The sequence below is a fragment of the Pseudomonas putida genome (genome assembly GCF_004357765.1).
Taxonomy (GTDB): Bacteria; Pseudomonadota; Gammaproteobacteria; order Pseudomonadales; family Pseudomonadaceae; genus Aquipseudomonas; species Aquipseudomonas putida_U.
The window spans coordinates 297,297-311,016 of record NZ_SMTE01000004.1; the positions used below are offsets into that span (position 1 = coordinate 297,297).

11 protein-coding genes are annotated in these 13,720 nt (G+C 62.3%); 7 read left to right on the plus strand and 4 right to left on the minus strand.

The features are described 5' to 3' along the window. Positions 1-86: 86 nt before the first annotated feature. Both E2H86_RS07905 and E2H86_RS07910 read left to right on the plus strand, forming a co-directional pair. Positions 87-461: a septal ring lytic transglycosylase RlpA family protein gene (locus E2H86_RS07905; RefSeq protein WP_196171868.1), complete on the plus strand. Its 375-nt coding sequence runs from the start codon at positions 87-89 to the stop codon at positions 459-461. A gap of 78 nt (positions 462-539) precedes the next feature. Continuing rightward, positions 540-1,583 carry a calcium/sodium antiporter gene (locus E2H86_RS07910; protein WP_133326416.1) on the plus strand — a complete coding sequence of 348 codons (1,044 nt, stop codon included), beginning with the start codon at positions 540-542 and terminating at the stop codon, positions 1,581-1,583. Between the two features lie 15 nt (positions 1,584-1,598). On the opposite strand, the gene E2H86_RS07915 is transcribed toward E2H86_RS07910, so the two are convergent. From E2H86_RS07915 to E2H86_RS07930, 4 genes are all read right to left on the minus strand, one after another. Next, positions 1,599-2,957 (minus strand): amino acid permease, encoded by a 1,359-nt coding sequence (locus E2H86_RS07915; RefSeq protein ID WP_133326418.1) that lies wholly within the window; start codon positions 2,955-2,957, stop codon positions 1,599-1,601. Positions 2,958-3,013: 56 nt separating this feature from the next. Beyond that, positions 3,014-3,955, minus strand: coding sequence for an AEC family transporter (locus tag E2H86_RS07920; protein ID WP_133326420.1), 942 nt, complete (start codon positions 3,953-3,955; stop codon positions 3,014-3,016). 163 nt (positions 3,956-4,118) lie between these two features. Further along, a complete protein-coding gene (locus E2H86_RS07925; protein ID WP_133326422.1) occupies positions 4,119-4,679 on the minus strand; it encodes a response regulator transcription factor in 561 nt (186 codons plus the stop codon). Continuing rightward, complete coding sequence (locus E2H86_RS07930) at positions 4,679-5,935, minus strand: ATP-binding protein (protein WP_133326424.1); 1,257 nt, start codon at positions 5,933-5,935, stop codon at positions 4,679-4,681. The genes E2H86_RS07925 and E2H86_RS07930 overlap by 1 nt, the downstream gene beginning before the upstream one ends. Before the next feature lie 199 nt (positions 5,936-6,134). On the opposite strand from E2H86_RS07930, the gene E2H86_RS07935 reads away from it, so the two are divergent. The 5 genes from E2H86_RS07935 to E2H86_RS07955 all read left to right on the plus strand — a co-directional run bounded on the left by E2H86_RS07935 (position 6,135) and on the right by E2H86_RS07955 (position 13,662). Continuing rightward, entirely contained in the window at positions 6,135-6,848 is a 714-nt protein-coding gene (locus E2H86_RS07935) for an SIMPL domain-containing protein (RefSeq protein ID WP_133326426.1), read from the plus strand. A 295-nt stretch (positions 6,849-7,143) separates the two neighbouring features. Then, positions 7,144-8,769, plus strand: coding sequence for an ABC transporter substrate-binding protein (locus E2H86_RS07940; RefSeq protein WP_133326428.1), 1,626 nt, complete (start codon positions 7,144-7,146; stop codon positions 8,767-8,769). Between the two features lie 118 nt (positions 8,770-8,887). After that, positions 8,888-10,480: an ABC transporter substrate-binding protein gene (locus E2H86_RS07945; protein ID WP_133326430.1), complete on the plus strand. Its 1,593-nt coding sequence runs from the start codon at positions 8,888-8,890 to the stop codon at positions 10,478-10,480. Positions 10,481-10,613: 133 nt separating this feature from the next. Next, on the plus strand, positions 10,614-11,993 hold the full coding sequence (locus E2H86_RS07950) for an OprD family porin (RefSeq protein WP_133326432.1): 1,380 nt from the start codon (positions 10,614-10,616) through the stop codon (positions 11,991-11,993). A gap of 73 nt (positions 11,994-12,066) precedes the next feature. After that, a complete protein-coding gene (locus tag E2H86_RS07955) occupies positions 12,067-13,662 on the plus strand; it encodes an ABC transporter substrate-binding protein (RefSeq protein ID WP_133326434.1) in 1,596 nt (531 codons plus the stop codon). Positions 13,663-13,720: the final 58 nt, after the last annotated feature.

The following is a 13,720-nucleotide window of genomic DNA, read 5'->3' on the forward strand; positions in this document are numbered from 1 at the left end:
CGCAGCCCCCGCGCCACCCTCCCAGGCGGCGCCTCACCTGTGGGAGCGGGGTTGCCCGCGAATGGCCACCCTGGAGAACCCCTGACTTGCTGATGCGATCACTGGGCACCCTTGCCTTCATCTCCTTCCTGGCCGGCTGTGCCAGTCACGACATCGACCCACGCGGCTACGACCAGACCGGTACCGCGTCCTACTATGGCTCGCGCCACCATGGCAAACGTACTGCCAGCGGCGAAGCCTTCAATCAACATGGCCTCACCGCCGCCCACCGCAGCCTGCCGTTTGGCAGCAAGGTGCTGGTCACCAACCTGTCGAACCAGCGCAGCGTGGTGGTCCGCATCAATGACCGCGGCCCACACACCCGGGGCCGACTGATCGATCTATCCCGTGCTGCAGCGGAAAAAATCGGCATGCTGCGTAGCGGAACTGCGCGCGTGCGGGTACAAGGGCTGAGCGACTGATCCGACCTGACGCCCCATCTGACAGGAGCCCTGACCATCTTCGACCTGGCCACCCTTCCCACCCTCAGCCTGCTGCAACTGGGCGCGGCACTCGTATTGCTGATCGGCGGTGCCGAATTGATGGTGCGTGCCGCCCTGCGCCTGGCCCAGCATCTGCATGTGCGACCGCTGATCATCGGCCTCAGTCTGGTGGCCTTCGGCAGCACGGCGCCACAGCTCACGGTGAGCCTGCAAGCTGCCTACCAAGGTGCACCGGACGTTGCCGTGGGCAGCGTGATCGGCAGCAACATCTTCAACGTTCTGGTCATTCTCGGCCTGGCCGCACTGATCATTCCCTTGCGGGTTTCCCGTCAGCTGGTGCGTCTGGATATCCCACTGATGATCCTGGCGAGCGTCCTGGTCTACGCCCTGTGCGTCAATGGCCAGCTGGGGCGCTTCGAAGGGCTGGTACTGTTGCTCGGCCTGGTCGGCTACCTGGCCATGCTCTGGCATCAGTCTCGCCACTATGCCCGCACCTACCCAGCGCCCGCCTTGGTCGCCGTGCGCCCTGGCCGCTTCTGGTCCGCCACCTTGCTGCAAGTGTCCATTGGCTTGGTGCTGCTGAGCCTGGCCGGCCACCTGCTGCTGCAGGCCGCCGTCGAGGTGGCAACCGACTTGGGGCTTTCCGAGCGCGTCATCGGCCTGACAGTGGTAGCGGTCTGCACCTCACTGCCAGAACTGGCCGCCGCACTGGTCGCGGCGTTGCGCGGTGAACGGGAAATCGCCGTGGGCACGGTGATCGGCAGCAACCTGCTCAATTTGCTTGGGGTGCTGGGGCTGACCGCACTGATCACCCCCGAGCCCTTGAGCATTTCACCCAATGCCCTCGGGTTCGACCTGCCGGTGATGCTCGGCGTCGCTGTCCTGGCCTTGCCGATGTTCTACTCCGGCTACCGCATCACCCGCGCCGAGGGCCTGGTACTGCTCTGCCTCTACCTGGCCTATGGCCTGCATGTGGCAGCCTTCACCATGGGCATGCCGCTGGCCGGCCGGCTGGAGCGGTTGATGCTGTTCTATGTGCTGCCGGTGCTAGGCGCGGTACTGCTCTACACCACCTTACGCGCCTGGCGCCGCCAGCACTGATCGGAACTGCCTGAGTTACCGAGCTTGCCGGGCTTTCTTGACGCAGAACGCCCCCCACAGCACCAGGATCCAGGCAGGGATCAGCATCACCGAAATACGCACGCTGGGGGTCAGGAACATGACCACCAGGATCAGCACGATGAACGCCAGGCACAGGTAGTTGGTCAGCGGGTGTCCCAGGCTCTTGTAGAACGGCGTGACACCCGCCGCCAACTTGGCCTTGCGGAACTTCAGGTGAGTGATGCTGATGCTCGCCCAGTTGATCACCAGTGCCGACACCGCCAGCGCCATCAACAGGCCAAACGCCTCACCCGGCATCAAGTAGTTGATCAACACGCACAACCCCGTAGCGAACGCCGATACGCCCAGCGCGGTCAACGGCACGCCACGGCGACTCACCTTGAGCAGCTGACGCGGCGCATCGCCCTGGCTGGCCAAGCCGAACAGCATACGGCTGTTGGCATACACGCAGCTGTTGTACACCGACAACGCCGCGGTGAGCACCACCACGTTGAGAATGGTCGCCACCACGTCGCTGTCCAGTTCGTGGAAGATCATCACGAACGGACTGCCGCCCTGCACCACCTTCTGCCACGGGTACAGCGACAGCAACACCGCCAATGCGCCGATATAGAAGATCAGAATGCGGTACACCACCTGGTTGGTGGCCTTGGGAATGCTCACCTTCGGATTGGCGGCCTCAGCCGCAGTGATGCCGACCAGCTCCAGACCACCGAACGAAAACATGATCACCGCCAGCGCCATGACCAGGCCGCCGACGCCGTTGGGGAAGAAGCCGCCGTACTGCCAGAGGTTGGCCACACTGGCCTGCGCGCCCCCCTGCCCACTGCCCAGCAGCCAGGCACCGAAACCGATCATGCTGACGATCGCCACCACCTTGATCAGGGCGAACCAGAACTCCAGCTCGCCGTAGACCTTCACCTGGGTCAGGTTGATCAGGTTGATGACCACGAAGAAGATCGCCGCTGTTGCCCAGGTCGGGAAGCCCGGCCACCAGTACTGCACGTAGATACCGACGGCGGTGAGCTCGGCCATCCCCACGAGCACGTAGACCACCCAGTAGTTCCAGCCCGAAACGAATCCGGCGAACTCGCTCCAGTACTTGTGGGCGAAGTGGCTGAAGCTGCCTGCGACCGGCTCTTCGACCACCATCTCACCCAGCTGGCGCATGATCAGGAAGGCCATCAGGCCGGCGATGGCATACCCCAGCAATACCGAGGGACCGGCTAGCTGGATGGTCTGGGCGATCCCCAGGAACAACCCGGTGCCAATGGCTCCGCCCAGCGCGATGAGCTGGATATGACGATTCTTCAGCCCGCGCTGCAACTGCTCGGGCGTGCTCTGGTCTTGCATGAAGTGTCCTTTGGTTCAGTGAGGCAATGTTGTTGCTGTTATATGCAGTCGAGGATCTAGATCCATCCGCCCCACTGCAAGATGAAAATGCCGATGTTGGTGGTAATGGCCGCCATCAGCGTGGTGATCACGATGATCGACGCTGCCAACTCGTGGTTGCCGTTGGCCGCTCGGGCCATGACGTAGCTGGCCGCTGCGGTGGGGCTGCCGATGTAGAGGAACAGGATGCCCAGTTCGGCACCCCGGAAACCGCAGAGCCAGGCGCCAAGGGTGCCGAGCAGCGGCAGCCAGACCATCTTCACCAGACTGGCATCGATGGCCAGCTTGCCGCTGTCGCGCAGGGCCGCGAGTGACAGGGTCCCACCGATGCAGATCAGTGCCAGGGGCAGCGTCATCTGCGCCAGGTAGTCACCCGAAGTCAGCAGCCAGTTGGGCAACGGCACCTGTCCGTAGGCCATGGGCGCGGCCACCAGCACGCTGATGATCAGCGGGTTGCTGAAGATGCTCTTGCAGATGCTCCAGGGGTCGGATTTGAGATCGGGGCTGTATACCGCCAGTACCACTGCCGACAGAGCGTTGTACATGAGGATGACCAGACCGGCCAGCACAGCCCCGAGGGAAATACCGTAGTCACCATAGAGGCTGGCAGCCAGCGCCAAGCCGATCACGCCGTTGTTGCCGCGAAACGCCCCCTGGGTGTAGATGCCTCGCTCGGCGAGCGGACTGCGCCAGAACGCCAAGCCCCAGGACAGGGCGAAGCCGACCAGGGTAGCGGCGACGAAGTAGAGCATGACCCCTGGCTTGACCGCCGCGGCCAGGTCGGCGTGATAGATACCGAGGAACAGCAGCGCCGGCATGCAGACGTTGAACACCAATTGCGAGGCCACGCGATTGAAGTTGTCGTCGATGAGGTGGATGCGCTTGAGCAATATACCCAAGAAAAGCATGGCAAAGACGGGCGCCGTGATGTTCAGCGTCTGGATGAGAAGGGCGAGCATGCGCAAGCGGTCCTGAGGAAGGGTTGCCGTTCAAGGGGCAGATGATACGCCAACGCGTCAGGAAATGCGGGGATCTAGAGGGAAAATTCAGTTCTTCTGGAGGTTGTAACGGCCTCTTCGCGGGCAGTCGGGGCGCCGAACCGCCGCGAAGAGGCCGGGAGGATCAGCGCCGGACCGGCCGCTTCTGCAACTTGCGCTGCAAGGTCCGGCGGTGCATGCCCAGCGCCCGGGCGGTGGCCGAGATATTGCCCTCGTGCTCGTTGAGCACTCGCTGGATGTGCTCCCACTGCAAGCGGTCGACCGACATCGGGTTCTCAGGCACCAGGGTGTCGAGATCGGTGTGCTCGGACAGCAGCGCCGCCAGCACGTCGTCGGCATCGGCCGGCTTGCACAGATAGTTGCATGCCCCACGCTTGACCGCCTCGACTGCGGTGGCGATGCTCGAGTAACCGGTCAGGATCACCACGCGCATTTCCGGGTCGAGTTCCAGAAGCTTGGGCAGCAGCACCAAGCCGGAGTCGCCTTCCATCTTCAGGTCCAGCGTCGCATAGTCGGGCAGGTCCTGCTTGGCCAGCGCCAGCCCTTCTTCGGCGGAACCGGCAGTGCTGACGCGGAAACCGCGGCGGCTCATGGCACGCGCCATGACGCGGGTGAAAGTGGCATCGTCGTCCACCAGCAGCAGGTGCGGCAGCTCTTCGCTTTCGACCTGGTTTTCGTCACTCATCATTCATCTCCTCGCTTGCCGTAGGGCAGGCGCAGTTCGGTCAGGGTGCCACCCTGTTCATGACTATAGAGTTTTACCGAGCCGCCCGCACGGGTCACGCTGGCCTTGCTCAAGAACAGGCCCAGGCCGAAGCCTTTGCCTTTGGTGGTAATGAAGGGTTTACCGATGGCTTCGGCAATCGCCGGGGGCACGCCCGGGCCATGGTCGCGAATACTGATCAGGATGTCCTCGGCGTCCCAGTCCAGACGTACCTCCAGGTCATCCGGGCAGGCATCGGCAGCATTGTTCAGCAGGTTCAGCAAGGCCTGGGTCAGATCTGGCGGCGGCGTCAGGCGCGGCACCTGGCCGTCACGCAGTCGCTGGAAGCGATAGCTGGCCTCGGGGCGCATCAGGTGCCAGCGATTCAACGCTTCGTCCAACCAGGCGGTCACCTCCTGCTCGCCGACGTCCAGACGGCGGTTGGCTTCGGCGGCGCGCACCAGCTGCTGGAGGGTTTCCTTGCACAGCTTGACCTGATCCTGAAGGATCGCCAGGTCTTCCTGCAATTGCGGATCGGCGTGATCCTGGCGCATCTCGTTGAGCAGCACGCTCATGGTCGCCAGCGGCGTGCCCAGTTCGTGGGCAGCCCCGGCGGCTTGAGTCGCCACCGCCAGCAGTTGCTCGTCACGCAGGCTTTCTTCACGGCGCTCGGCCCGCAATTGTTCCTGACGACGCAGCTCCTCGGCCATCCGCGCGGCGAAAAAGGTGATGACCGCAGCGGCCAGGGCGATGCTCAGCCACATGCCGTAAACCTGCATCTTGTCCCGCGCCATCGGCAGCCCTTCGAGCGGGTAGAACTGCACCAGCAAGAGGCTGTAGGCCGTCAGCGCGATGCCCGACAGAATCAGCGAATACAGCCAGGGCAGGGTCACTGCGGCAATTGCCAGTGGCACCAGGTAGTAGGACACGAACGGATTGGTCGAACCGCCGGAGTAGTACAGCAAGGCACTGTGGATCAGCAGGTCGCAGGCCAGTTGCAGGGCATATTCGAGCTCGGTGACCGGCAACGACAGGCGCAGGCGCAAGGCGGTGAAGGCACACAGGATCGACGACAGGGCCAGGGTGGCGGCCAGGGACAACCACGGCAGCGGCAGCAGGTCGGTCCAGTAGGCGACCCCCACGGAGCCCGCCTGGGCGGCCAGCACCAGCACACGAATGACAGTCAAGCGCCAGAGGTTCTGGCGGGTAGCGGACAGCGGTTGTACGACAGCGAGCATGAGCTCTCCTGATGAGTGCTCCAGGAAAATCGGCTGGAGTATACCGAAGCCGGGCGCCTCGCTGCAGCGATGCGGCAAAGCGCCACACTTTGTCACAGGTTGATGATGGCACTTTTGAACCCACTACACTGGGGTCGGTCTGATGGGCCATGCGTGGCCTGGAACCTCTAACCACGCCTTTATTGCCAAGGAGTAACACATGCCAATACCACGTCGCGGCGCCGCCCTGATCCTGTCCTGCGGCCTGCTTGCCAGCCTACCGGCCCTGGCCGATGAGCCGCGTTACAACCAGATATCGCTGCGCGCCGAAGTGAGCAAGGAAGTGGCCCGCGATCTGATGGTCGTGACCCTCTACAGCGAAGCCCAGGACAGCGATCCAGGCAAGCTCGCCAAGCAGATCACCGAAACCATGAACAAGGCGGTGCAGCAGGCTCGCCAGGTCAAGGATGTGAAGCTCAGCCAGGGCAGCCGCAACAGCTACCCGGTCTATGACAGCAAGGGCCAGAAGATCACTGGATGGCGCGAACGCGCAGAGTTGCGTCTGGAAAGCGCCGACTTCCCGGCCCTGTCGCAACTGACCGCCGACCTGCTGCAGGAACTGAAAATGGGCGGCATGGACTTCTCCATCGCCCCGGCTACCCGCAAGACCAGCGAAGACGCCCTGCTCAAGGATGCGGTCAATGCGTTCAAGGCCCGTGCCCAACTGGCGACTGAGGCGCTGGGCGGCAAAGGCTACAAGATCGTCAGCCTCAACCTCAACAGCAGCGGCTACCCTCGCCCCTACCTGCGCAGCGCACCGATGGCCATGAAGTCCATGGTTGCCGACGAGGCCGCCCCGGCACCGGACATCGAAGCGGGCACCAGCGAAGTCAGCATGAATGCCGATGGCTTGATCGAAGTGCAGATGCCTTGATCAGCACGCCGTCCCTCTCCAGAGGGACGGCGTTTTCAGACCGTTCCTACGCACCATTCGGCTGCGTCCTACAAACTTCCGATCCAGAAATATCCAGAAAAACCCCACCTTTTCCCCTTCGCAAACGTTCAACTTCGGCAAAAATTACATGGATGCGACATCCGTGTACGTTCGTCCTACGTTTTGCCCGCCGACTATCCTTTCAAGGATTGCATTGGAATACCCCCTGCATAAGTATCCGCAGGTCGGCTCACGAGGCCACCTCGCATTCAACAATGACAACAATGAGGCCACCATGCTCAAACATGCAGTCATTCCGTTTCTGCTCGGCGCAGGTTTGCTCGCCAGTGCACCTGGCGCCCTCGCCGCGTCCAACCTGGTGTTCTGCTCCGAAGGCAGTCCGGCCGGTTTCGATCCAGGGCAGTACACCACCGGAACCGACTTCGATGCCTCGGCCGAGACCGTGTTCAACCGTCTGACCCAGTTCGAGCGCGGCGGCACCGCCGTGGTTCCGGGCCTGGCCACCCGCTGGGATGTGTCCGAAGATGGCAAGTCCTACACCTTCCACCTGCGCGAAGGCGTCAAGTTCCACACTACCGACTACTTCAAGCCAAGCCGTGAATTCAATGCCGACGATGTGCTGTTCACCTTCCAGCGCATGCTCGACAAGGACCACCCGTTCCGCAAGGCATACCCCACCGAGTTTCCGTATTTCACCGACATGGGCATGGACAAGAACATCGCCCAGGTCGAGAAGCTCGACGACCACACGGTGCGCTTCACGCTCAACCAGGTCGATGCTGCATTCATCCAGAACCTGGCAATGAGCTTCGCCTCGATCCAGTCTGCCGAGTACGCCAATCAGTTGCTCAAACAGGGCAAGGCCGCCGACATCAACCAGAAGCCGATCGGCACCGGCCCCTTCGTGTTCAGCAAGTACCAGAAGGACGCGCAGATCCGCTTCAAAGGCAACAAGGACTACTGGAAGCCCGATGATGTGAAGATCGACAACCTGATCTTCGCAATCACCACCGATGCCTCGGTGCGCATGCAGAAACTGAAGAAGAACGAGTGCCAGGTCACCCTCTTCCCACGTCCGGCCGACATCGAGCCGCTCAAGGCCGACAAGAAGCTGCAGATGCCCCAGCAACCGGGCTTCAACCTTGGCTACATCGCCTACAACGTGATGGACAAGCTCAAGGGCCGCGACACGCCAAACCCACTGTCCCAATTGAAGGTACGCCAGGCGCTGGACATGGCGGTGAACAAGGAACAGATCATCAAATCGGTCTACCAGGGCGCGGGGCAGTTGGCGGTCAACGCCATGCCGCCGACCCAGTGGTCCTATGACACAAGCATCAAGGACGCCCCCTACGACCCGGAAAAAGCCAAGCAACTGCTCAAGGAAGCCGGCATCAAGGAAGGGACCGAGATCACCCTGTGGGCGATGCCCGTGCAGCGCCCTTACAACCCCAACGCCAAGCTGATGGCCGAGATGCTGCAAGCGGACTGGGCCAAGGTCGGCATCAAGGCGAAGATCGTCAGCTATGAGTGGGGCGAGTACATCAAGCGCTCCAAAGCCGGCGAGCAGGGCGCCATGCTGATCGGCTGGAGCGGCGACAACGGTGACCCCGACAACTGGCTGGGCACCCTGTACGGTTGCGATGCCATCGACGGCAACAACTTCTCCAAGTGGTGCTACAAGCCGTACGACGACCTGATCAAGCAAGCCAAGGCCACCCCTGACCAGGCCAAGCGGACCGAGCTGTACAAGCAGGCCCAGCACATCCTCAAGGAACAAGTGCCGATCACTCCGATCGCCCACTCGACGGTTTACCAACCGATGAGCGCCAAGGTGAAGGACTTCAAGATCAGTCCGTTCGCGCTGAACAGCTTCTACGGCGTCAGCGTCGAGAAATAGGCCAGCCCCCACTAGCAAGCACTTCGCGCCCACTCCGCCGCCCCCTGCGGCGGAGTCGGGTAACTGTTGCCGCCATTCTTCGCGTCAGGCGGCGTAGACAGCTGGAAAAGGAATCGCCATGCGCCATACCACCCGCCTTTCAACCTTGCTCGCCCTGGGCCTGCTGAGCCAGGCTCCCGCACTTGCGGCCAAGAACCTGGTGTTCTGCTCCGAAGGCAGTCCGGCCGGTTTCGACACCGCCCAGTACACCAGCGCCACCGACAATGACGCCGCCGAACCGATCTACAACCGGCTGGTCGAGTTCGAACGTGGCGGCACCGCGGTGCAGCCCGCGCTGGCAAGCAAATGGGAAGTTTCCGACGATGGACTGCGCTACACCTTCCACTTGCGCGAAGGTGTGAAGTTCCATGCCAACAAAGCGTTCACTCCGAGCCGCGACTTCAACGCCGACGACGTGTTGTTCACGTTCAATCGCATGCTCGACAAGAACCAGCCGTTCCGCCAGGCCTACCCCACCGAGTTTCCCTATTTCGTCAGCATGGGTCTGGACAAGAACATCGCCGGGGTCGAGAAAACCGGTCCGCTGACCGTCGTGTTCAGCCTCAACCACGTCGATGCGGCATTCATCCAGAACCTGGCGATGAGTTTCGCCTCCATTCTTTCCGCCGAATACGCCGAGCACTTGCTCGCAAGCGGGCGCCCCAGCGACATCAACCAGCAACCGATCGGCACCGGTCCGTTCGTGTTCCAGCGCTACCAGAAGGACTCGCAGATCCGCTACAAAGGCAACCAGGACTACTGGGCGCCGGATGAGGTGAAGATCGACAACCTGGTGTTCTCCATCAATACCGACCCATCGGTGCGCATCCAAAAACTGCGCCGCAACGAATGCCAGGTCACCCTGCACCCACGCCCCGCCGATCTGCCAGCGCTCAAGGACGACCCCAAGCTCCAGGTACTGCAGCAGCCAGGCTTCAACCTCGGCTATATCGCCTACAACACCCAACACCCGCCGTTCGACCGCCTGGAGGTGCGCCAAGCCATGGACATGGCGGTGAACAAACAAGCGATCATCCAGGCCGTCTATCAGGATTCCGGTCAGCTGGCGGCCAACGCCATGCCGCCGACCCAGTGGTCCTATGACGACAGCCTCAAGGATGCTCCGTTCGACCCGGAAAAAGCCAAGCAGCTCCTCCAGCAGGCCGGCGTCCAACCTGGCACCGAAATCACCCTGTGGGCCATGCCCGTACAACGCCCGTACAACCCCAACGCCAAGCTGATGGCCGAAATGCTTCAGGCCGACTGGAGCGCCTTGGGGTTCAAGGTACGCATCGTCAGCTATGAATGGGGCGAGTACCTCAAGCGCATGAAAAGCGGCGAGCACGACATCGCCCTGATCGGCTGGACCGGCGACAACGGCGACCCGGACAACTGGCTCGGCACCCTCTACAGCTGCGATGCCATCGGCAGCAATAACTACTCGCTGTGGTGCGATCGGCAATACGACGACCTGGTCAAGCAGGCCAAACGCATCACCGACCGGGAACAGCGCACGGCCCTCTACCAGCAGGCCCAGCAGCGTCTCAAGCAGCAGGTGCCGATCACCCCGGTGGCGCACTCCACGGTCAACCAACCGCTGAGCATGAAGGTGGCCGACTTCAAGGTCAGCCCATTCGGGCGCAATGATTTTTCCGGTGTGAGTGTCGATTGAGCGATAGCCCCTTTCGAGCCGCACAACACCCCGTCTTGCCCCGGCGATCCCGGGCAACCCTGGCAATACCGCAACAAACGACCCAGCCCACAAGGCCAGGCAATAACTAAAACAAAGAAAGGGAGCTTCAACCTTGAGACTATTCACCTTAACCGCATTGGCCGTTTCCATCGGCACCCTGTCCGCGACCGCCCAGGCCGACACCCAGAGCCAGGAGTACGTCCCGTTCAGCCTCAAGTCCAGCAGCGAACAGGAGCAGGCCAAAGGCTTCATCGATGGCCAGAGCCTGTCCGGCAGCACACGCAACTGGTACGCCCGTGAGCGTGCCACCCGTGCTCCGCTGTTCAAGTACTACAAAAGCGACGGCAGCCGGCATGACAGCCACAGCCGTGACAACTGGGTGCAGGGCACCATTCTCAACTACAGCTCGGGCTTCACCCAAGGCACCGTCGGTTTTGCCGTCGAGGCCGCTGGCTACAACGCCATCGCCCTGGAACAGGGGCGCGCGGCGGTCGCCGGGCCGAACAACCGAACCTTGACCCACAGTGACGGCGACCCGGTCGGCCAGTGGAGCAAGATGGGCCTGGCCAACGTCAAGGCACGCCTGTCCAACACTACCCTCACCGTCGGCCGCCAGTCGGTGGATACGCCCATGATCGCCTACATCGGCAACCGCGCCTTGCCGTCGAGCTTCCAGGGCGCGTTCCTGCACAGCGCCGAGTTCGAGAACCTGAGCCTCGACCTGGGCACCTTCGATCGCGTTTCGCCACGCACCGAGCAGAGCCTGAGCAAGTTTCGCAGCGAATACAGCGCCACCGGCGTCGAAACCGATCGGGCCAGCACGGCGGGCATCAACTACCAGCCCCTGAAAAGCCTGACCACCAGTTTCTACGCCACCAAGGTCGAGGATTTCTGGAACCAGTACTACGTCGGCGCAAGCCACGTGCTCGGCGACAGTGCCGTGCTCAGCCTCAGTACCGGGCTGAACTACTACAAGACCGTCGATGCCGGCAGCAAGAAGATGGGGGAGATCGACAACGACACCTACAGTGTGTCGTTCGGCCTCACTCACCAGGCCCATACCCTCAGCGCCTCCTGGCAGCAGGTCAACGGCAACGAATACTTCGACTACCTGCACGAAACCAATGGCATTTTCCTGGCCAACTCGTTGCTGTCGGACTTCAACGGCCCTAATGAAAAATCCCTGCAGATCTCCTACGTGCTGAACATGGCGCAGTACGGTGTGCCAGGCCTCAAGTTCAACCTGTACAACGCACGCGGCTGGGGGATCGACGGCACCCACTACAAGGGGACGGCCTACGACGTCCGCGGCATGGACGGCGAGACCCACTACGAGTGGGGCATCGGCACCAGCTACGCGGTGCAGAGCGGAGCGCTGAAAGACACCAGCATCCGCGCTACCTACACCGCGCACCGGGCCAGCAAGGCCCAAGCCGATGGCAGCCTGGACGAGCTACGTATCGTCACCACCATTCCGTTCAACATTCTCTGACCGCTGGCGCCACGGCCCGAATCGCTCCGGGCCGTGGCAGCTACGCTGGATTCAACACACGCAGGGAGTTTCCATGACATCGCTACCGCTACGTGCTGCCTTGGCAGCGATCTTGCTGAGCGCCGCCAGCCACGGGTTCGCCAAACCCCTGGTAGTGTGCACCGAAGCCAGCCCGGAAGGTTTCGACATCGTGCAGTACACCACCGCCGTCACCGCCGATGCCTCGGCCGAGACGGTTTTCAACCGTCTGGTCGACTTCAAGCCCGGCACCACCGACATCCAGCCAGCCCTGGCCGAGCGTTGGGAGATTTCACCCGACGGCCTGACCTACACCTTCCACCTGCGTGAGGGAGTGAAGTTCCATACCACCGACTACTTCACGCCGACCCGCGACTTCAATGCCGATGACGTGCTATGGAGCCTGAACCGCCAATTCGATCCAACGCACCCGTGGCACGACAAAGCCAGTGTCGGATATCCGTACTTCGAGAGCATGGCCTTCAAGGACCTGCTCAAGTCGGTGGCCAAGACCGACGACCACACCGTGGTCATCACCCTCACCCGCCCGGAAGCCCCCTTCCTGCGCGACATGGCCATGGCTTTCACGTCGATCTACTCCGCCGAATACGGCGATCAGTTGCTCAAGGCCGGCAGGACCGCCGACCTCAACAGCAAACCGATCGGCACCGGCCCGTTCATCTTCCAGCGCTACAGCAAGGACGCCCAGGTTCGCTTCAAGGCCAACCCGGACTATTTCCGCGGCAAGCCGCCGTCCGATTCGCTGATTTTCGCCATCACCACCGACGGCAACGTGCGCCTGCAGAAGCTGCGCGCCAACGAGTGCCAGGTCGCGCTGTACCCCAAACCGGACGACGTGCCCTCGATCAAGGCCGACCCTGCGCTCAAGGTCGAAGAGATCGAGGCTCTGGTCACCGGTTACATCTCCATGAATACCGAACACCCGTATTTGAGCGATGTGCGCGTGCGCAAGGCCATCGACATTGCCTTCGACCGCCAGACCCACGTGGACCAACTGTTCGGCAAGGGCAATGCGCTGGTCGCCGTGAACCCCTACCCCCCGACCATGATCGGTTACAACACCGACAACAGGAACCCACCCCGCGACTTGGCCAAAGCCCGCGAACTGCTCGAACAAGCGGGCGTGTCACCTGGCACGGTGTTCACGCTGTTCACCCGCAGCGGCGGCGGTCCGACCAACCCCAACCCTCGCCTTTCGGCGGAAATGCTGCAAGCCGACCTCAAACAGATCGGCCTGGTGCTGAATGTCCGCGTCATGGAGTGGGCCGAAATGCTGCGCCGCGCCAAGAATGGCGAAGCCGACCTGGTGTCCACTGGCTGGGCCGGCGACAACGGCGACCCGGATAACTTCCTCAGTCCCCTGCTCAGTTGCGACGCCGCCAAGACCGGCGAGAACTACGCGCGCTGGTGCAACTCGAAATTCCAGGAACTGATCACCCGTGCCCGCGAGGTGACCGACACAGACGAGCGTGCAAGGCTCTATGCCGAGGCTTTGAAGGTGTACGATGAAGACCAGCCCTGGATCAGCATGGCCCATCCGAAGATGTTCACCGCCATGCGCAGCAACGTGGAGGGTTACGTGATCAACCCTCTGACCAACAACAACTTCGCCACGACCAAGGTGAAGTAGAACAACAACGACCGCCGGCAACCCACGAGGGGACTGGCGGCACTGCCTTGACCGGCCG